This window comes from Vibrio sp. SS-MA-C1-2, from assembly GCF_021513135.1.
In the GTDB taxonomy this organism is placed as follows: domain Bacteria; phylum Pseudomonadota; class Gammaproteobacteria; order Enterobacterales; family Vibrionaceae.
Window position 1 is genome coordinate 818,444 of the sequence record NZ_CP090981.1, and the last position, 18,347, is coordinate 836,790.

The 18,347-nt window shown below is 40.3% G+C and carries 13 protein-coding genes, 12 tRNA genes and 2 pseudogenes; 24 read left to right on the plus strand and 3 right to left on the minus strand.

Going from position 1 to position 18,347, the window contains the following annotated elements:
- Window positions 1-88: 88 nt before the first annotated feature.
- On the minus strand, window positions 89-937 hold the full coding sequence (gene asd, locus L0B53_RS08385) for an archaetidylserine decarboxylase (RefSeq protein WP_235062205.1): 849 nt from the start codon (window positions 935-937) through the stop codon (window positions 89-91).
- Window positions 938-1,149: 212 nt separating this feature from the next.
- Complete coding sequence (gene rsgA / locus L0B53_RS08390; RefSeq protein ID WP_235061641.1) at window positions 1,150-2,193, minus strand: small ribosomal subunit biogenesis GTPase RsgA; 1,044 nt, start codon at window positions 2,191-2,193, stop codon at window positions 1,150-1,152.
- Window positions 2,194-2,271: 78 nt separating this feature from the next.
- Between rsgA and orn the strand changes: the two genes are divergently transcribed.
- From orn to L0B53_RS08455, 13 genes are all read left to right on the plus strand, one after another.
- Window positions 2,272-2,817: an oligoribonuclease gene (gene orn, locus L0B53_RS08395; RefSeq protein ID WP_235061642.1), complete on the plus strand. Its 546-nt coding sequence runs from the start codon at window positions 2,272-2,274 to the stop codon at window positions 2,815-2,817.
- Window positions 2,818-2,948: 131 nt separating this feature from the next.
- Window positions 2,949-3,024: transfer RNA gene (locus L0B53_RS08400), tRNA-Gly, on the plus strand.
- A 64-nt stretch (window positions 3,025-3,088) separates the two neighbouring features.
- Window positions 3,089-3,165: transfer RNA gene (locus L0B53_RS08405), tRNA-Met, on the plus strand.
- A gap of 35 nt (window positions 3,166-3,200) precedes the next feature.
- Window positions 3,201-3,276: transfer RNA gene (locus L0B53_RS08410), tRNA-Gly, on the plus strand.
- A gap of 124 nt (window positions 3,277-3,400) precedes the next feature.
- Window positions 3,401-3,477 (plus strand) — tRNA-Met (locus tag L0B53_RS08415).
- Between the two features lie 35 nt (window positions 3,478-3,512).
- Window positions 3,513-3,588 (plus strand) — tRNA-Gly (locus L0B53_RS08420).
- 123 nt (window positions 3,589-3,711) lie between these two features.
- Window positions 3,712-3,788: transfer RNA gene (locus L0B53_RS08425), tRNA-Met, on the plus strand.
- A 35-nt stretch (window positions 3,789-3,823) separates the two neighbouring features.
- Window positions 3,824-3,899: transfer RNA gene (locus L0B53_RS08430), tRNA-Gly, on the plus strand.
- 123 nt (window positions 3,900-4,022) lie between these two features.
- Window positions 4,023-4,099 (plus strand) — tRNA-Met (locus L0B53_RS08435).
- A gap of 35 nt (window positions 4,100-4,134) precedes the next feature.
- Window positions 4,135-4,210, plus strand: a tRNA-Gly gene (locus L0B53_RS08440).
- Between the two features lie 124 nt (window positions 4,211-4,334).
- A tRNA-Met gene (locus tag L0B53_RS08445) sits at window positions 4,335-4,411 on the plus strand.
- A gap of 35 nt (window positions 4,412-4,446) precedes the next feature.
- Window positions 4,447-4,522 (plus strand) — tRNA-Gly (locus L0B53_RS08450).
- Window positions 4,523-4,646: 124 nt separating this feature from the next.
- Window positions 4,647-4,723: transfer RNA gene (locus L0B53_RS08455), tRNA-Met, on the plus strand.
- Window positions 4,724-5,241: 518 nt separating this feature from the next.
- Here the strand turns inward: L0B53_RS08455 and queG are convergent.
- Window positions 5,242-6,362 (minus strand): annotated as a pseudogene (queG, locus tag L0B53_RS08460) (tRNA epoxyqueuosine(34) reductase QueG).
- A gap of 492 nt (window positions 6,363-6,854) precedes the next feature.
- Here queG and tsaE point away from each other — a divergent pair.
- The 11 genes and pseudogenes from tsaE (at window position 6,855) to nsrR (ending at window position 18,335) form a co-directional block, all read left to right on the plus strand.
- Window positions 6,855-7,313 carry a tRNA (adenosine(37)-N6)-threonylcarbamoyltransferase complex ATPase subunit type 1 TsaE gene (gene tsaE / locus L0B53_RS08465; RefSeq protein ID WP_235061643.1) on the plus strand — a complete coding sequence of 153 codons (459 nt, stop codon included), beginning with the start codon at window positions 6,855-6,857 and terminating at the stop codon, window positions 7,311-7,313.
- Window positions 7,314-9,059, plus strand: a complete 1,746-nt coding sequence (locus L0B53_RS08470; RefSeq protein WP_235061644.1) for an N-acetylmuramoyl-L-alanine amidase — start codon at window positions 7,314-7,316, stop codon at window positions 9,057-9,059. It begins immediately after the preceding gene.
- A 55-nt stretch (window positions 9,060-9,114) separates the two neighbouring features.
- Complete coding sequence (gene mutL, locus L0B53_RS08475) at window positions 9,115-11,142, plus strand: DNA mismatch repair endonuclease MutL (RefSeq protein WP_235061645.1); 2,028 nt, start codon at window positions 9,115-9,117, stop codon at window positions 11,140-11,142.
- Window positions 11,135-12,070 (plus strand): tRNA (adenosine(37)-N6)-dimethylallyltransferase MiaA, encoded by a 936-nt coding sequence (gene miaA, locus L0B53_RS08480; RefSeq protein WP_235061646.1) that lies wholly within the window; start codon window positions 11,135-11,137, stop codon window positions 12,068-12,070. Before mutL ends, miaA begins: the two co-directional genes overlap by 8 nt.
- Before the next feature lie 84 nt (window positions 12,071-12,154).
- Window positions 12,155-12,427 (plus strand): RNA chaperone Hfq, encoded by a 273-nt coding sequence (hfq, locus tag L0B53_RS08485; RefSeq protein ID WP_235061647.1) that lies wholly within the window; start codon window positions 12,155-12,157, stop codon window positions 12,425-12,427.
- A gap of 18 nt (window positions 12,428-12,445) precedes the next feature.
- A pseudogene (gene hflX / locus L0B53_RS08490) lies at window positions 12,446-13,755 on the plus strand (ribosome rescue GTPase HflX).
- Window positions 13,756-13,796: 41 nt separating this feature from the next.
- A complete protein-coding gene (gene hflK / locus L0B53_RS08495) occupies window positions 13,797-14,972 on the plus strand; it encodes an FtsH protease activity modulator HflK (protein ID WP_235061648.1) in 1,176 nt (391 codons plus the stop codon).
- A gap of 2 nt (window positions 14,973-14,974) precedes the next feature.
- Window positions 14,975-15,865 carry a protease modulator HflC gene (hflC, locus tag L0B53_RS08500; RefSeq protein ID WP_235061649.1) on the plus strand — a complete coding sequence of 297 codons (891 nt, stop codon included), beginning with the start codon at window positions 14,975-14,977 and terminating at the stop codon, window positions 15,863-15,865.
- A gap of 128 nt (window positions 15,866-15,993) precedes the next feature.
- A complete protein-coding gene (locus tag L0B53_RS08505; protein ID WP_235061650.1) occupies window positions 15,994-16,188 on the plus strand; it encodes a DUF2065 domain-containing protein in 195 nt (64 codons plus the stop codon).
- A 186-nt stretch (window positions 16,189-16,374) separates the two neighbouring features.
- Window positions 16,375-17,673, plus strand: a complete 1,299-nt coding sequence (locus L0B53_RS08510) for an adenylosuccinate synthase (RefSeq protein WP_235061651.1) — start codon at window positions 16,375-16,377, stop codon at window positions 17,671-17,673.
- Between the two features lie 236 nt (window positions 17,674-17,909).
- Window positions 17,910-18,335 (plus strand): nitric oxide-sensing transcriptional repressor NsrR, encoded by a 426-nt coding sequence (gene nsrR, locus L0B53_RS08515; RefSeq protein ID WP_235061652.1) that lies wholly within the window; start codon window positions 17,910-17,912, stop codon window positions 18,333-18,335.
- Window positions 18,336-18,347: the final 12 nt, after the last annotated feature.

Below are 18,347 nucleotides of genomic sequence, written 5' to 3' on the forward strand. Positions count from 1 at the left end.
AAGAATTGAGCCTAAAACGGAGTTATATTACTCCGTTTTAGGTAGAATGTGATCCTGATTATTGTTTAATGGCACCACTGATTAAAAATTAATTTAATTCTGTTTCCGTTTTTTCTATAACTGCATAAGGAGTACCAAGTACAGTTCTTTCACCTGGTTGCATTGCGTCGACGAAGCGGATGCTATTTTTAGGGAATAAATTAATAACAGTTGAGCCTAACTTGAAGCGTCCCATTTCTGCACCTTGTTTAAAAGTAATCGCATCTTTGTTACCAGCTTCAGGGTAGTACCAGCGTTGGATATGAGCACCTGTTGGAGGTGTGACTGTGCCAGCCCAAACCGTTTCAATACTACCAACAATGGTTGCACCGACTAAAACTTGTGCCATTGGACCAATAGCGGTATCAAAAATACAGACAACACGTTCGTTACGAGCAAATAGATTAGGTACATTTTCTGCTGTTAATGGGTTTACAGAAAAAAGATCACCTGGGACGTAAATCATTTCACGCAGAGTTCCATCCATTGGCATATGAACACGATGATAATCTGTTGGTGAAAGGTAAAGCGTAGCAAATTCGCCATCTGCAAATTGATCGGCTAATTGACTATCGCCACCTAATAATTCCTGAGCTGTAAAATCAAACCCTTTAGCTTGAATTAATTTACCTGCTTTAATTGGACCACACTGACTAACTTTCGCATCGGCAGGGTGGGCAATTAATTGTGCTGAATCAACCCAATCACGAGCTCCATCTTTTAATTCTCGGGTAAAGAATTGATTAAATGTTTTAAAACCTTTTGGATCTGAAATTTTAGCTTCGGCCATGTTGATTCGGTACTGTTTTATAAACCAGCGAATAAATAACTGAGTAAAAGCCCCAGCTTCAGCCGCTGCAAATTTACCAACAAGTCGAGTCAGTGCATGTTTAGGCATGCTGTATTGTAGGCCAATTTTGATTTTATCTAACACGATTACAAGGTACCTTTTGTCTGTATTTGAATGTTTTTGATAATTAGGTATTTTTTAAGAATATCTAATTTTTAATAAGATGTTATAGCGACTTTATAATAGTTAGAAGGGGAAACCTAGTAAAAATTGCACTAGGTTCCACTTTGATTAGAGCGGGTGATTATCATTATTGAAGATTATTTCTTAGCAAATTGACGATTTGCTCGTCCTTCTTTCATGCTTTCAATAATTTTGTGATAACTTTGATAGCGGATTGATGATATTTTCCCCGCCTCCATTGCCTCGCGGATAGCACAACCAGGATCGTTACCATGTTTACAATCACGGAATTTACAGCCGCCAATATAATCTCTAAATTCGATAAAGCTGTTTGTTACTTGTTCTGGTTCTAAATGCCATAAACCAAATTCACGAATGCCTGGCGAGTCGATAAGATCACCACCATGAGGGAAATGGTAAAGACGTGCTGCAGTTGTGGTGTGTTGTCCAAGTCCTGAGTTTTCAGAGACATCACCAATTTCAGCGTCAACTTCAGGCATTAGTGCATTGACTAGGCTTGATTTACCTACACCAGACTGCCCTGCAAAAATATTGACCTGATCTTTTAATTCAATTTCAAGTTCAGGTAAACCCGCGCCAGTTTCTCTACTTACCATTAAAGTTTTATAACCAATATCGCGATAGATCTGTAGTTTTTTATACACATCTTGTTGTTCTGATGGTGATAAAAGGTCGATCTTATTAAGTACGATTAAAGGCTTTAAGTGAGTCTCTTCTGCTGCAATAAGGTAACGATCGATAATATTAAAAGAGAGTTCAGGTAAAATAGCTGAAACAATAACAATCTGTTCAACATTGGCTGCAACGGCTTTAACACCATCATAGAAATCAGGACGAGTTAATACTGATTGACGTTCGTGTACCGCTTCAACAACACCAGATATTCCAGCGAGAACTTCAACGCCTGGACGCCAAACAACCCGATCGCCACTAACTAGGCTCTCAATGCTTCGACGTAAATTACAACGATGAACTTTTTGAGTTTCATCATCTTCAATATCAGCATGCTGACCAAATCGAGTTATGACGGTACCTTCACGGGCACTCTCAAGTAGAGACTCATCCCATTCGGTCGTTGTCTCATTCTTTTTTAATCGTCTATTTTGATTCGTTCGTACTCGACGAATCTGACCTTTGGTCAATTTTTTTTGTTTTGCCACGTTCGCTTCAATTCATTAGTTGGCTTTCGATGTAAGCTTAGTATGATACATCTATTACCAACAGAGTGGATAATTACAATGACAATAAATGAACAAAATTTAATTTGGATCGATTTAGAGATGACGGGTCTTAATCCTGATAATCACAAAATTATTGAGATTGCGACTATTGTCACTGATGCTAATCTCAACATTCTAGCAGAAGGACCAGTATTAGCCATCCATCAATCACAAGCTGAATTAGATAAAATGGATGAGTGGTGTACAACAACGCATACTAATACAGGATTAGTTGAGCGTGTACAACAAAGCTCAATAACTGAAGATCAAGCGGTTGAAGAAACAATTAATTTTTTAAAGCAGTGGGTTCCTGCGGGAAGTTCACCAATTTGTGGTAATAGTATTGGGCAAGATCGACGCTTTTTATACCAGCATATGTCTAAGTTAGAACAATATTTTCATTATCGTTATTTAGATGTGAGTACAATAAAAGAGCTTGCAAGACGATGGCAGCCGGAACTACTTGATGGGCTTGTTAAAAAGGGAACGCATTTGGCTTTAGATGATATTCGTGATTCTATCGCTGAATTACAGTATTACCGTCAACATTTCTTCAAAATTTGATTGTAAAATGAGCAAATAGAAAAAAAATGCATTTTTTTTCTATTTTGACTTGCATCGAGTCCATTTCTTCGTATAATTCGCACCCCTGTGACAGGCATCTATAATAATTTGCAGGTTACAGGAAATGTGATGCGACACTAGCTCAGCTGGTAGAGCGCAACCTTGCCAAGGTTGAGGTCACGAGTTCGAGCCTCGTGTGTCGCTCCAATTTAGATTCTGTTGACTCTAAGTTGTGATAGGTAAGTATAAGCCGTAAATTATACCATTCGGACGCGGGATGGAGCAGCATGGTAGCTCGTCGGGCTCATAACCCGAAGGTCGTCGGTTCAAATCCGGCTCCCGCAACCACATTTAAATTGATTGTTCATTGAACAGTTGATTATGCGACACTAGCTCAGCTGGTAGAGCGCGACCTTGCCAAGGTCGAGGTCACGAGTTCGAACCTCGTGTGTCGCTCCAATTTGAAGTCGATAAACATTGAGAAGTATTGCCAAGGTCGAGGTCACACTAAGCCTTGAAGTTCAGGAACCTCATGTGTCGCTACAATTTTAAAGGCTACATCACCTTAACGATGTCATCCGGACGCGGGATGGAGCAGCATGGTAGCTCGTCGGGCTCATAACCCGAAGGTCGTCGGTTCAAATCCGGCTCCCGCAACCACATTTAAATTAATTGTTCGTTGAACAGTTGATTATGCGACACTAGCTCAGCTGGTAGAGCGCGACCTTGCCAAGGTCGAGGTCACGAGTTCGAACCTCGTGTGTCGCTCCAATTTGAAGTCGATAAACATTGAGAAGTATTGCCAAGGTCGAGTCACACTAAGCCTTGAAGTTCAGGAACCTCATGTGTCGCTACAATTTTAAAGGCTACATCACCTTAACGATGTCATCCGGACGCGGGATGGAGCAGCATGGTAGCTCGTCGGGCTCATAACCCGAAGGTCGTCGGTTCAAATCCGGCTCCCGCAACCACATTTTAATTAATTGTTCATTGAACAGTTGATTATGCGACACTAGCTCAGCTGGTAGAGCGCGACCTTGCCAAGGTCGAGGTCACGAGTTCGAACCTCGTGTGTCGCTCCAATTTGAAGTCGATAAACATTGAGAAGTATTGCCAAGGTCGAGGTCACACTAAGCCTTGAAGTTCAGGAACCTCATGTGTCGCTCCAATTTAAAGGCTACATCACCTTAACGATGTCATCCGGACGCGGGATGGAGCAGCATGGTAGCTCGTCGGGCTCATAACCCGAAGGTCGTCGGTTCAAATCCGGCTCCCGCAACCACATTTAAATTGATTGTTCATTGAACAGTTGATTATGCGACACTAGCTCAGCTGGTAGAGCGCGACCTTGCCAAGGTCGAGGTCACGAGTTCGAACCTCGTGTGTCGCTCCAATTTGAAGTCGATAAACATTGAGAAGTATTGCCAAGGTCGAGGTCACACTAAGCCTTGAAGTTCAGGAACCTCATGTGTCGCTACAATTTTAAAGGCTACATCACCTTAACGATGTCATCCGGACGCGGGATGGAGCAGCATGGTAGCTCGTCGGGCTCATAACCCGAAGGTCGTCGGTTCAAATCCGGCTCCCGCAACCACTTTTAAATTGATTGTTCGTTGGACAGTTGATTATGCGACACTAGCTCAGCTGGTAGAGCGCGACCTTGCCAAGGTCGAGGTCACGAGTTCGAACCTCGTGTGTCGCTCCAATTTGAAGTCGATAAACATTGAGAAGTATTGCCAAGGTCGAGGTCACACTAAGCCTTGAAGTTCAGGAACCTCATGTGTCGCTACAATTTTAAAGGCTACATCACCTTAACGATGTCATCCGGACGCGGGATGGAGCAGCATGGTAGCTCGTCGGGCTCATAACCCGAAGGTCGTCGGTTCAAATCCGGCTCCCGCAACCACTTTTATATTGATTGTTCATTAAACAGTCGATTATGCGACACTAGCTCAGCTGGTAGAGCACGACCTGACTAAGGTCAAGGTTATATCGAGGCCTTGAAGTTAAGACTCCTCATCTTTCGCTACAATTTTTAAACTGCATTATGATAATTTAGTTATTATCACTTCTAAAAAATACATTTCATTCGTTTCAATGATATTGCCAACTTATAGGCGATTCAGCACTGACTGAACATATCAATTTTTAATTTGCACAGAGTTATCCACATCAAAGTGAAGTGACTTTCTTGCTTTATCTTGTTGTTTTTTAAGGGTAATGTAGATCCTGCTGATCTATTTTCACTGCTTGTAAACTTAATATCCACACCCCGTGGAGAGATGCTTGCGGGTAACTAAAAAATATTCGCTAAATATCCCAAACTAATCCACAGTTTAGTCCCATTGATCAACAAATATTACCAAGTTATGCACAATATAGTGATCTTTTTATAAACAGTGGATAAGTAAGTTAAGTATCTAATTAGGCATCCCTAGGTAGCCCCTTTTTGATGATTCTAATTAAGCGTTCCGTCTTTATGGTAATATTTTTGGTATCTTGGCTTTTTTCTTTTGGCAAGAGAGCGCCCACTCGATATGTTCATCAAGAACATTAGAAAGACCACGTCTCTGTGATAGCGCTTCAACAATATCAGCTTGGTAAGGTGCATTCCCCATTGCGATGGATAAATTACGTAACCATTGAAGATGGCCTATGCGTCGAATTGCAGACCCTTCTGTGTTTTTTAAAAATGTCTTTTCATCCCAAAGAAAAAGTGTCACTAAATCTTGTTGTTCTAGGGTTGAACGACAATGGAAGTCTTTATTTTCAGTAATCGGAGATGTTCTATTCCAAGGGCAGACAAGTTGACAGTCATCGCAACCATAAATTCGGTTTCCCATTTTTTCTCTATATTCAAGAGGAATCACGCCATCAAATTCAATCGTAAGGTAAGAGATACAGCGGCGAGCATCAACGACATAAGGTTCTACAATAGCATTAGTGGGACAACTTGTGATGCAAGCAACGCATTTGCCACATTGATTTTCAACCGGATTATCAGTTGGAATAGGTAGATCGATAAGCAGCTCCCCAATAAAGAACCAAGATCCTGCATTTTCATTGATAAGTAATGAGTGTTTACCCACCCAACCAAGACCTGCTTTTTCGGCTAAGGGGCGTTCAAGTATCGGAGCCGAATCAACAAATGGTCGAAAGTTAAAGGCACCAATATAATCTTCGATCTGTTCGCCTAGTTTCTTTAATTTATTACGAATTAATTTATGATAATCACGGCCTAATGAATAACGACTAATATAGGCGGTTTGTGGATTCTCTAAATTTGTTGCAAATCCGGCTTCTGGTGGCAGGTAATCAAGCCTTACACTAATCACTCGTATAGTATTAGGATGAAGTTCCGCTGGGCGAGCTCGCATCATGCCATGTCTTGCCATCCACTCCATTGACCCATGATAACCATGATCTAGCCAGCGCTGTAGTTGAGTTTCATGCTGCGTTAAGTCAACATCACTAATTCCGACATGTTGGAATCCAAGGGCGTGCCCCCACTCTTTAATTTGAGTCGCGAGCTGATCATAGTTAATATTTGGATAGGAAGATAAGGAAAAAGGTTCTAATGAGTTTGGCATAAGCAAGTAGGCGAGTAATGAATATTAGTCTCAGTTTAACACATATCCGCTTCTTACTTGAAGTTGCTAGGTTGTTGGCTACTCTCGTTCGCCCCAATTATATAGAATATCTATACTCATGGTGCCTCACTCGCTTGCTGGCTACTAGCAACTCTAATTATTTTAGGTATGAGAAGATTATCAGCGTAGAGTAAAACTTGTTAATAGAATCGACTATTTTCCTTAAAAAAGATAATTACTTATATATAATAATTAAAATAGACAGCGGCTATTGATGTGATAATGGATTAAGTATTAAAGTTAGCGATATTTTAAAGCGATTGATAATGAACAGGGGCTTTTTATTGTTGTCCAAATGGTTTACCCATCAAATATTCCACTGTTATTGAATCAAATTGGCTATCGAGCGCTCTTCTTTTAGATTAATTAGGTAGAAAAGATAACATAATGAAAAAAATAGAGATGATTTTAGATGATGAGCAGGCAACCGTCGATCTTGGTGCAAATTTAGCACGTTCTTGCCAGCAACAAACAACCATTTTTCTTCATGGTGATCTGGGTGCTGGTAAGACGACTTTTAGTCGTGGCTTTATTCGAGGGTTAGGGCATCAAGGAAATGTCAAAAGTCCAACTTATACTTTAGTTGAGCCTTATAACTTACCACCTTGGCAAGTGTATCATTTTGATCTTTATCGCCTTGCAGATCCTGAAGAGTTAGAATTTATGGGCATTCGTGATTATTTCTCATCGGATGCAATTTGTTTAGTTGAATGGCCTGAACAAGGTGGCGACCTGCTACCTGCACCTGATTTAGAGATTGATATGCGTTATCGAGATCACGGAAGAGTCGCAACATTAAGTGCTAAAACAGCAAATGGCGAAGATTTACTGGAACATATTAAATAGATGTATAAACGGAATTTTTTCAACAATACTTTAAACTTCATTTGCTTATTTACACTACTCTGCTTAGTTTTATTCAATAGTCGAGTGGTGTTAGCTAATGATCTTAAAAATATTCGAGTTTGGCCAGCGCCAGATGAAACTCGTATTGTGATTGATTTGGATGCAAAGGCTAAGTACAGTTATTTTTCATTAGTAAACCCTAATCGCTTAGTCGTTGATATTCAAAATACGCGATTGAAAGCCAAGTTACCGATGAAGATTACAGATAGTAACATCGTGACTAAAGTTCGTCAGAGCTCGGCACCCGATAAAAGCTCAGTACGTTTAGTTTTTGAGTTGAAAAATGTGATTGTTCCAAACGTTTTCACATTAGAGCCTACTCCTGATGGGACTTATGGTCATCGCTTGGTTATTGATATTCCAAATCAAATAAAAGCTAAAGTGACACCATCGGTTTCAAAGCCAAATGTTCAAGCACAAACGCCAACAGGAAGTCGAAAAATTGTTGTAGCCCTTGATGCGGGACATGGTGGTGAAGATCCCGGTGCAATTGGCCCGACTCGTAAATATGAAAAGTATATTACGTTATCTGTTGCCAAAAAAGTGAAGGCTAAATTAGATAGAACTTATGGCATGCAAGGGGTATTAACCCGTCATAGCGATTATTACGTTAATCTAAATAAACGATCTTCGATTGCACGGAAAAACAAAGCCGATCTATTGGTTTCTATTCATGCTGATGGATTTCGTAAACCACAACCTCGAGGTGCATCTGTTTGGGTGCTTTCTACACGTCGAGCCAACAATGAAATTGGTCGTTGGATTGAGAAACATGAGCAGCAATCAGAGTTATTAGGGGGTGGTTCGGTATTATCACAAAATAATAATGATCAATATTTAAGTCATACAGTGTTAGATCTGCAATTTAGTTATTCTCAAAAAGAAGGTTATCAAGCGGCCTCTGATATTTTAGGTGAGTTGGGTAAAATGGCTCGCTTACATAAGAAAAAGCCAGAGCACGCCAGTTTAGCCGTTTTAAAATCTCCAGATATCCCTTCTTTGTTAGTAGAGACTGGCTTTATTTCTAACCCAACGGAAGAGCGTTTATTAACCAATAATGCCTATCAAAATAAATTAGCCAATGCTATTTATAAAGGTATTATGACCTATTTCAATGGTAATCCCCCGGCAGGAACATTATTAGCTACGCAAAAAAGTAATCAAAAACATAAGGTCAAATCGGGAGAGTCACTCTCTTTAATTGCCAATCGTTATGGTGTCTCTGTTAGTCAATTAAAAGCCAGCAATAAACTTAAATCTAACCAAGTTAATGTGGGTCAGGTATTGGTGATACCTAAGGTTAAATTAACAACGGCTGTTAGCCAATCCGCTGTGGCTAAGCCAACAACAAAGAAAGCACCACCTAAAAAAGTATCAAGCAGTTATGTTGTGACTCATAAAGTTCGCAGTGGCGAATTTCTAAGTCAAATTGCCAGTAAATATGGTGTTTCTGTTTCGAGTATTAAGAAACAGAATAGATTAAAGAGCGATAAGTTATTAGTCGGTCAAAAGCTAAAGATTACCACTACAAAACCTCAGTATGCTTACCATACGGTAAAAAAAGGGGAGTACTTATCAAAAATAGCATCGAGATACGGGGTCTCTCTTAGCCAAGTGCGAGCCGCGAATCAGTTAAAGAGTGATAAATTACTGGTAGGGCAAAAACTAAAAATCCCTAAAGTATAAATATATCTGATTGATAGCGTCCTATTTCCTGCGATTAAAAAAGAAGAGAGTTGTAATGGCGATTAAAATTTTACCCGCACGTCTTGCAAACCAGATTGCAGCGGGAGAGGTGGTTGAGCGCCCAGCCTCGGTAGTTAAAGAGCTAGTAGAGAATAGTATTGATGCAGGTGCGACTCGAATCGACATTGATATAGAAAAAGGCGGTAGTCGTTTAATTCGAATTCGAGATAATGGAAAAGGCATTGCAAAAGAGGAGCTCTCTTTGGCATTGAGCCGACACGCAACCTCTAAGATCCATACATTAGATGATCTGGAAGCGATCATGAGTTTAGGCTTTCGTGGGGAAGCACTGGCCAGTATTAGCTCTGTTTCTCGTTTAACCCTAACTTCGCGGACTACCACTCAACCTGAAGCTTGGGCGGCTATCGCAGAAGGTCGAGATATGGCGGTAGAGATTAAACCTGCAGCTCACCCAATCGGTACGACCATTGAAGTGTACGATCTGTTCTTTAATACACCGGCACGAAGAAAATTTCTAAAAACCGAAAAAACTGAATTTAGTCATATTGATGAATTGCTCCGTCGTATCGCCCTTAGTCGCGTTGATGTTTCGTTAACGCTAAAACATAATGGTAAAGTCGTTCGACAATATCGAGCTGCGACGACAACCGCGCAAAAAGAAAAACGGTTAGCTGCGGTTTGTGGTAACGCCTTTGTTCAAAATGCGGTAGCTATTGAGCTAGAACATGACGGCATGAAGTTATTTGGTTGGACGTCCATGCCTTCTGGTTCTCGACAGCAAAATGATTTGCAATATTGTTATGTCAATGGTCGAATGATGCGAGATAAGTTAATTAATCATGCGATCCGACAAGGTTATGAACGTCTGTTATCTTCAGATCAATACGCAGCTTATGTATTATTTATTGAAATAGATCCCCATCAAGTTGATGTTAATGTTCATCCAGCGAAACACGAAGTCCGTTTTCACCACTCTCGTCTTGTCCATGACTTTATTTATCAAGGTATTCACCAAGCACTCGAACAATCAGAACTGCTTGATCATCAAGATCGTGCCGCTTTGGTTGTAGAGTCGCGTCAAACGGCTTTTGCTGATCATCATTACCCTAACTTGGTTCAAGGTGCTGAAAATAAAAGTGGAAGAGAGCCAGGCGAAAATGACGATCTTCACTCGATAGGCTCAGTAAGAGAGCAACAAAACCCGTTCAGTTCTGCTGAACAAGATTTACAAGAGAAATCTAATCAATACCAATCCCAAAAAAATGTATCGAATCGTAGTATGGGTTCACAGGGTGGAAGAAAGAACGAGTTAACGCCTTCTCGAGCTGAAATTGAAGCGTATCAAACGTTATTGAAAACCGTTGATAGTCATGCGGATAGCTCATATCAGCGAACGCGACAAGCACAAGAATCAAAACAGAAGTATTCTGCCCCACAAGTCGACAGTGCAGCGAGTAAGATATTTCCCACACCTAAACGACAAACATTATCGACAACAGTACAGAAAAATGATTACTTAGGGCGTGGTTTAACTGTGCTTCAACAACACTATTTACTCTTGGAAGCAGACAATTCATTACAACTATTGGATCTCTTTCAAGCTCAGAAGTTAAAAGCTCTTGGACAACTGCAAGGAGCTTTAGTTAATGGGTTGGCAAAACAACCGCTCCTTATCCCTGTCGTTTTTACTGTTAATGCTGAGCAATATCAAGCGACAAACGACTTTCAAGCGATACTTGATGCATTAGGTTTCACCATTGTAACGAAGGGAAAGTCAGAGTTAATTGTAAAAGCTGTCTCTCAGCCATTACGTCAACAGAATTTACCTGATATAGTCCCTAGATTATTAAATTATCTTAATGAAAGTAGCGAGTTATTAACTCTGTTACCTAAGTTGGTTGAGTTAATTGAGTGGCATAAAAAGAGTTTCACACTATCAGAGGCGATACAATTGATCGCAGAATTAGAGCAGTTGTGGCAAACTCAGCTTATACTTCAAATTCAACCAATGTTACGTTCATTGGATTACTCAGTAGAGATAAAAGCATTCAACAATGACTAAACAGTTACCAAACGCAATTTTTTTAATGGGACCAACGGCTTCCGGCAAAACTGATTTAGCGATAAAGTTAAAAGAACGGCTACCTGTAGAGTTGATTAGTGTGGACTCCGCCCTTATCTATAAGGGAATGGACATTGGAACAGCAAAACCAACTAAAGAAGAGTTAGCTGTTGCACCACATCGACTGATAGATATTTTAGATCCCTCAGCAGCGTATTCTGCGGCGGATTTTAGACAAGATGCTCTGGATGAGATGAATAAGATTGTTTTATCTGGAAAAATTCCGCTACTTGTTGGCGGAACTATGCTTTACTTTAAAGCATTACTTGAAGGTTTGTCACCATTACCAGCAGCTGATCCTGTTATTCGAGCTGAAATTGAACAACAGGCAAAAGAGAAAGGTTGGCAGGCACTCCATCAAGAGTTAATGGCTGTTGATCCGGTAGCAGCTCAACGAATTCATCCAAATGATCCTCAACGCTTGTCGAGAGCATTGGAAGTTTTCAGAATATCGGGTAAAACTATAACAGAGCTAACAAAAACTCAAGGATCTGAGCTACCTTATAATGTACATCAATTCGCAATTGCACCGATAGAAAGACCCCTGTTGCATAAACGCATTGAACAACGATTTAATAAAATGATTGAGTTGGGGTTTGAAGATGAAGTGAGAGCATTGATGGCTCGTGGTGATCTTCATCCCGATCTTCCTTCGATCCGTTGTGTTGGTTATCGTCAAATGTGGGATTATCTTGAAGGTAAAACCAGTTTCGATGATGCTATATTTAAAGGTGTATGTGCTACAAGACAGTTAGCAAAACGGCAGATTACATGGCTGCGTAGCTGGAAAGAATTAACTTGGTTAGATTCTGAACAGCCAGAGCAAGCGATCGAGAAGATGGTGAACTCAATTCATGCAGCTCATTGATTTCTGTGTATAATAATAACTAACTTGTGGGATTTATTTTTTGTTTGCGAAACATAAATATAAATTAAAAGAAAAGGAATAAAAATGGCTAAGGGACAATCTTTACAAGATCCGTTCTTGAATGCGTTACGCAGAGAGCGCATTCCTGTATCTATCTATTTAGTGAATGGTATTAAACTGCAAGGTCAAGTTGAGTCCTTTGATCAGTTTGTTATCCTACTTAAAAATACTGTAAACCAGATGGTTTATAAGCATGCGATTTCAACGGTGGTTCCAGCACGTCCTGTGAATCATCATACTAATCCATCTGAACAGCGTGGCGGCTTTGATCGACCAGCTGATCAGATAGAAGAATAATAATAAGGAGTTGGTCACTTGTTTGACCGTTATGAAGCCGGTGAACAGGCTATTCTTGTTCATATCAACTTCACTCAAGAAGGAGAGTGGGAGGATCTGAATGAATTTCAGATGCTTGTTTCATCTGCCGGAGTTAATGCTCTTAATGTGGTAACAGGTAGCCGTCAGGCCCCACACTCTAAATATTATGTTGGTGAAGGTAAAGCCCAAGAGATTTCAGAAGCAGTAAAAGCACTTGATGCAGATATTGTGATCTTTAACCATGCGCTTTCACCCGCACAAGAGCGAAATTTAGAGCATCTTTGTCAGTGCCGAGTGTTGGATAGAACAGGGTTGATCCTTGATATCTTTGCTCAGCGAGCGCGTACTCATGAAGGTAAACTTCAGGTCGAGCTTGCACAGCTGCGTCATCTATCAACCCGTTTGATTCGAGGGTGGACTCACCTAGAGCGTCAAAAAGGGGGATTGGTCTACGAGGGCCAGGTGAAACTCAGCTAGAGACTGACCGTCGTCTATTGCGAGATCGAGTTAAAGCGATCTTACGCCGTTTAGCGAAAGTTGCTAAGCAGCGAGAGCAAGGACGTCGAGCTCGAAATAAAGCAGAAATGCCGACAATCTCGTTAGTCGGTTATACCAATGCAGGTAAATCAACACTCTTTAATCGGATCACTGAAGCTGGCGTTTATGCCGCAGATCAGCTGTTCGCAACGTTAGACCCAACGTTAAGAAAGATTGAAGTGAAAGATGTGGGAAGTGCGATACTTGCTGATACAGTAGGTTTTATTCGTCATTTACCCCATGACTTAGTGGCAGCTTTTAAAGCAACCCTGCAAGAGACACAAGAAGCCGATATTCTTTTGCATGTGATTGATGCAAGTGATGATCGCTTCCGTGAAAATATCCAAGCTGTCGATGATGTATTGATTGAAATTGATGCGCATGAAATTCCAACCCTGTTGATCATGAATAAGATTGACTGTTTGGAACATCAGCAACCTCGAATTGAATATGATGAAGAAGGTATTCCTCATACAGTTTGGGTTTCGGCTATGAAGGATATCGGAATTGAACTAATCTTTAAGGCATTAACTGAGCGTTTAGCTAGCCAAATGGTTAATTATCGCTTACGTTTACCGCCTGAAGTGATTGGTAAAATTCGTAATCGTTTCTTTGAATTAAATGCTATCGAACAAGAATCTTTCGAACCCGATGGTAGTTTATTATTAGATGTTCGACTATCTCAACCAGACTGGATGAGACTTTTAAAACGAGAAGGTGATCAGCTAAATCACTTTATAGTCGGTAGCAATGAGCCATCGACAGCATAGCGCATTACGCTGTCGTCATATCACACTAATGGAGTTATAAAATGGCGTGGAATGAGCCTGGTAATAACGGCCAAGATAAAGACCCTTGGGGTAATAAGAAAGGCCGAGAACAAGGACCACCAGATTTAGATGAAGTATTTAGTCAAGTCACTAAAAAGATAAATGGTATCTTTGGTGGCGGTAAGTCATCTTCTGGTAAAAGTGGTAACGGCGGCATGATCGGTGCCGGAGTTATTTTAGTTGCAGCATTAGGTGTCTGGGGCTTTTCGGGCTTCTATACCGTAGGTGAAGCTGAGCGAGGTGTAGTACTTCGTTTTGGTCAATATGATCGTATGGTTGATCCTGGTCTTAACTGGAAGCCAACTTTTATTGATGAAGTTAAAACCGTTAACGTTCAAGCAATTCGCTCACTTCGTGGTTCTGGCTTAATGCTAACCAAGGATGAGAACGTGGTAAACATCGTAATGGATGTTCAATACCGTGTTGTTGAACCACAAAAATACCTATTCAGTGTTGTTAATGCGGATGACAGTCTACGTCAAGCCACTGATTCTGCTTTAAGAGCAGTTATTGGTGATGCGACGATGGATGATGCGTTAACACGTGGTCGTCAAGAGATCCGTGAACGTACTCAAGTTGAAATTAACCGTATTATCGATCGTTACGATATGGGTATTTTGGTTGTAGATGTGAACTTCCAGACATCTCGTCCACCTAAACAAGTACAAGATGCATTTGATGATGCGATTTCGGCACGAGAAGATGAAGAACGTTTCATCCGTGAAGCCGAAGCATATCGTAATGACATCCTACCAAAAGCGAAAGGTCGCGCAGAACGTGTGAAGACTGAAGCTGAAGGTTATTCTGTACGTACCGTTAATTCTGCGAAGGGTGAAGTGGCTCAGTTCGAGAAACTACTTCCTGAGTATGAAGTGGCGAAAGAAGTGACGCGTAAACGTCTATACCTAGAGACCATGGAACGTGTCTATTCAAATACAAGTAAAGTGTTGATCGACAGTAAAGCGAGCGGCAATTTACTCTATTTACCACTAGATAAGATGATGAATCAAAATAACTCGAATCAAGTGCCGGTAACTAAGTCGTCACATGATAAAGGACTTTCAAGTTACGGTATTCAAGTAGAGGATCACACAACTCAACCTGTGCCTGAGCCTTCTGCCTCTCGTAATACATCAACAAGACAAGGGAGAAACTAATTATGCGTAAGTTAGCGATTCCAGTTGTTGTTATTGTTATTGCAACTCTGTTGATGTCTCTTTTCGTTATTCCTGAAGGCGAACGCGGTATCGTTGTTCGCTTCGGTCGAATTCTAAAAGATAACAATGAGATTGCTCGTATTTATCAACCAGGATTACACCTGAAAATGCCAATGTTTGATAGCGTGAAAGTTTTAGATTCACGTATTCAAACCATGGATGATCAATCTGACCGTTATGTTACATCTGAGAAAAAAGATGTACTTATCGATTCATATGTTAAGTGGCGTATCAAAGATTTTGGTCAATTTTACCTCTCAACAGGTGGCGGTAATATCTTAACTGCTGAAGCGCTTCTAAAGCGTAAAGTCGGTGATGGTCTACGTGCTGAAGTCGGTGGTAAAACCATTAAAGAGATCGTTTCTGAGAAGCGTGATGAAGTCATGGCGCACGTCTTAGTTGAAGCACAAGAGAGTGCGGGTGACTTAGGTATTGAAGTGATTGACGTTCGAATCAAGAAGATCAACCTTCCTGATGAGATCAGCGAATCAATTTACCGTCGTATGCGTGCAGAGCGTGAAACTGTGGCTCGTAAGCACCGTTCTCAAGGTCGTGAAAAAGCCGAAGTTATCCGTGCAGATGCTGAATTTGAAGTGGCTAAAACATTAGCTGACGCAGATTTAACGGCTCGTGTCACTCGTGGTGATGCAGATGCAGAAGTTGCTTCAATCTATGCAAATGCTTATAACCAAGACCCTGAGTTCTTTGACTTCTTACGTTCATTACAAGCTTATGAAAAAAGCTTTAATAGTAAGAATGATATCTTAGTGATTGACCCGAATACTGAGTTCTTCCAATACATGAAGAGCAATACAGGTGCTGCAATTAAATAGAGAGTAAGTCATCGTGAATACGATTGCTTAATATCATTGTAGAAATGAAAAAGAGAGCGCAAAATTGCGCTCTCTTTTTTTTATCTGTACAATGACGGTTATCAATCGACTTCAATTAGGAATAAATTATGTCAGAGAGCAGCATGCTATGGGCCGTCATTGGCTTCTTATTAATCATCGAAAGTATTGGCCCCTTATTTTTTCCTAAAGGGTGGCGTGCAATGATGACAGAATTAAGCAGTCAGCCAGATAATCTACTGCGTCGTATTGGTGGTTGCCTATTTGTCACTGGAATTGTCATAATTTATATGATGTTACTTTGAGTTTATTGGTTAAAGGCTTTATCGAATAGTGTTTGTTGTGTAAAGTTTATTCAATATAAATTGTGATGCCACGCAATCTGATTGATTGATTTATATACACAATTGTTATTTTTTACTCATTATTACTATCCCAAAGCAAGAAAAAAGATGATAGAATCGATTTTTAACTGCTAGCAGAGATTAATCATGAGTAATAATGTTGTAGTTCTTGGCACTCAATGGGGTGACGAAGGCAAAGGGAAAATTGTCGACCTTTTAACTGAAGATGCAAAATATGTTGTTCGCTACCAAGGTGGTCATAATGCGGGCCATACTTTAGTTATTAACGGTGAGAAAACAGTTTTACATCTTATTCCTTCAGGTATCTTACGTGACAATGTAAAAGGTATCATTGGTAATGGTGTTGTACTTTCACCTGATGCACTTTTAAAAGAGATGGGTCAACTGGAAGAGCGCGGCATTCCGGTTAAAGAGCGTCTTTTCATCTCTGAAGCATGTCCTCTAATTCTTCCTTACCATATTGCACTTGATCAAGCTCGTGAAATTGCTCGTGGTAATAAAGCGATTGGTACGACCGGTCGTGGTATCGGTCCAGCTTATGAAGATAAAGTCGCACGTCGTGGTTTACGTGTTGGTGATCTTCTAGATAAAGAAGCATTTGCTCAAAAATTAAAAGAAGTGATGGAATTACATAACTTCCAGTTAGAGCACTTCTATAAAGTTGAACCAGTTAGCTACGAGAAAGTACTTAACGATGTAATGGCTCAAGCCGATCTGCTAACAAGTATGATTATTGACGTTACCTCTGAACTTGATACGGCTCGTAAAAATGGCGATAAGATCATGTTTGAAGGTGCACAAGGTACACTTCTTGATATCGACCACGGTACTTATCCATATGTAACCTCTTCTAACACAACTGCTGGCGGTGTTGCTGCGGGTTCTGGTTTTGGCCCTAAACACCTTGGTTATATCTTAGGTATTGCTAAAGCTTACTGTACTCGTGTAGGTTCAGGTCCTTTCCCGACTGAACTTGATGATGAGATCGGTAACCACTTAGGTGTTAAAGGTAATGAGTTTGGTGCAACGACAGGTCGTAAACGCCGTTGTGGTTGGTTCGATGCTGTTGCTATGCGTCGTGCAGTACAAATTAACTCAATTACGGGTTTCTGCCTAACTAAGCTTGACGTAATGGATGGCTTAAAAGAAATTAAGATCTGTACGGGTTATAAACTGGCTGATGGTACTATCGTAGATGTTTCACCAATGGCTGCTGATGCTTATGAAAACATTGAGTTAATCTATGAAACTGTACCGGGTTGGAGTGAAAATACCTTTGGCGCTAAGTCACTGGATGATCTTCCACAAGCTGCGCTAGATTATATTAAACGTATCGAAGAGCTAACGGGTGTTCCGATTGATATCGTATCAACAGGCCCTGATCGTATCGAAACAATTATCAAAGTACACCCATTTTCTGAATAAGACGAATGAGTATTAAATGATAAGAAAGCCAGCTATTAATTAGCTGGCTTTTATTTTTTGGCTATAACTTTATTGTTATCTTTTATTTGTACATTTTTGTTTTAAATCATTAAGCAGATAGAAATATCAGGATTAAAGGTAAATAAAAGTACATTCTCCCTACTTATCTCATCATAAAGAGATAAAATAGAAGAAGTCAGATTAAATGTTATTCATAGGAAAAGGAGTCATTGTCGATGCAATTAACTAGCTTTACAGATTATGGTCTCCGAGCTTTAATTTATTTAGCATCATTGCCAGAGGGTGAACTAACCAGTATAACTAAGGTTACTGAAGTTTACGGTATCTCTAGAAATCACATGGTAAAGATCGTAAATAAATTAAGTCAGCTTGGCTACATTCATGCTATTCGTGGCAAGCATGGTGGTATTAAATTAGGGAAGCCTGCTCGTCAAATCGTTATTGGTGATGTAGTTCGAGAACTAGAGCCAACACAGATTGTTGATTGTTCTCCGGAGTATTGTCACATTACGCCTGCTTGTCGATTAAGAGGGATGTTCGCTAAAGCCGAAGCTGCATTTTTAGCGGAACTAGATAAACAGACACTCGCTGATATGGTTAAAGACAACGAACCATTACAAAAATTATTGATTAACTTATAGTCACTCTCTTGA

What these genes read in the sequence shown, in the direction of transcription:
- asd (WP_235062205.1), bottom strand. Translation starts at nt 937, where the DNA reads ATGCCTAAACATGCACTGACTCGACTTGTTGGTAAATTTGCAGCGGCT.
- orn (WP_235061642.1), top strand. Translation starts at nt 2,272, where the DNA reads ATGACAATAAATGAACAAAATTTAATTTGGATCGATTTAGAGATGACG.
- tsaE (WP_235061643.1), top strand. Translation starts at nt 6,855, where the DNA reads ATGAAAAAAATAGAGATGATTTTAGATGATGAGCAGGCAACCGTCGAT.
- L0B53_RS08470 (WP_235061644.1), top strand. Translation starts at nt 7,314, where the DNA reads ATGTATAAACGGAATTTTTTCAACAATACTTTAAACTTCATTTGCTTA.
- mutL (WP_235061645.1), top strand. Translation starts at nt 9,115, where the DNA reads ATGGCGATTAAAATTTTACCCGCACGTCTTGCAAACCAGATTGCAGCG.
- miaA (WP_235061646.1), top strand. Translation starts at nt 11,135, where the DNA reads ATGACTAAACAGTTACCAAACGCAATTTTTTTAATGGGACCAACGGCT.
- hfq (WP_235061647.1), top strand. Translation starts at nt 12,155, where the DNA reads ATGGCTAAGGGACAATCTTTACAAGATCCGTTCTTGAATGCGTTACGC.
- hflK (WP_235061648.1), top strand. Translation starts at nt 13,797, where the DNA reads ATGGCGTGGAATGAGCCTGGTAATAACGGCCAAGATAAAGACCCTTGG.
- hflC (WP_235061649.1), top strand. Translation starts at nt 14,975, where the DNA reads ATGCGTAAGTTAGCGATTCCAGTTGTTGTTATTGTTATTGCAACTCTG.
- L0B53_RS08505 (WP_235061650.1), top strand. Translation starts at nt 15,994, where the DNA reads ATGTCAGAGAGCAGCATGCTATGGGCCGTCATTGGCTTCTTATTAATC.
- L0B53_RS08510 (WP_235061651.1), top strand. Translation starts at nt 16,375, where the DNA reads ATGAGTAATAATGTTGTAGTTCTTGGCACTCAATGGGGTGACGAAGGC.
- nsrR (WP_235061652.1), top strand. Translation starts at nt 17,910, where the DNA reads ATGCAATTAACTAGCTTTACAGATTATGGTCTCCGAGCTTTAATTTAT.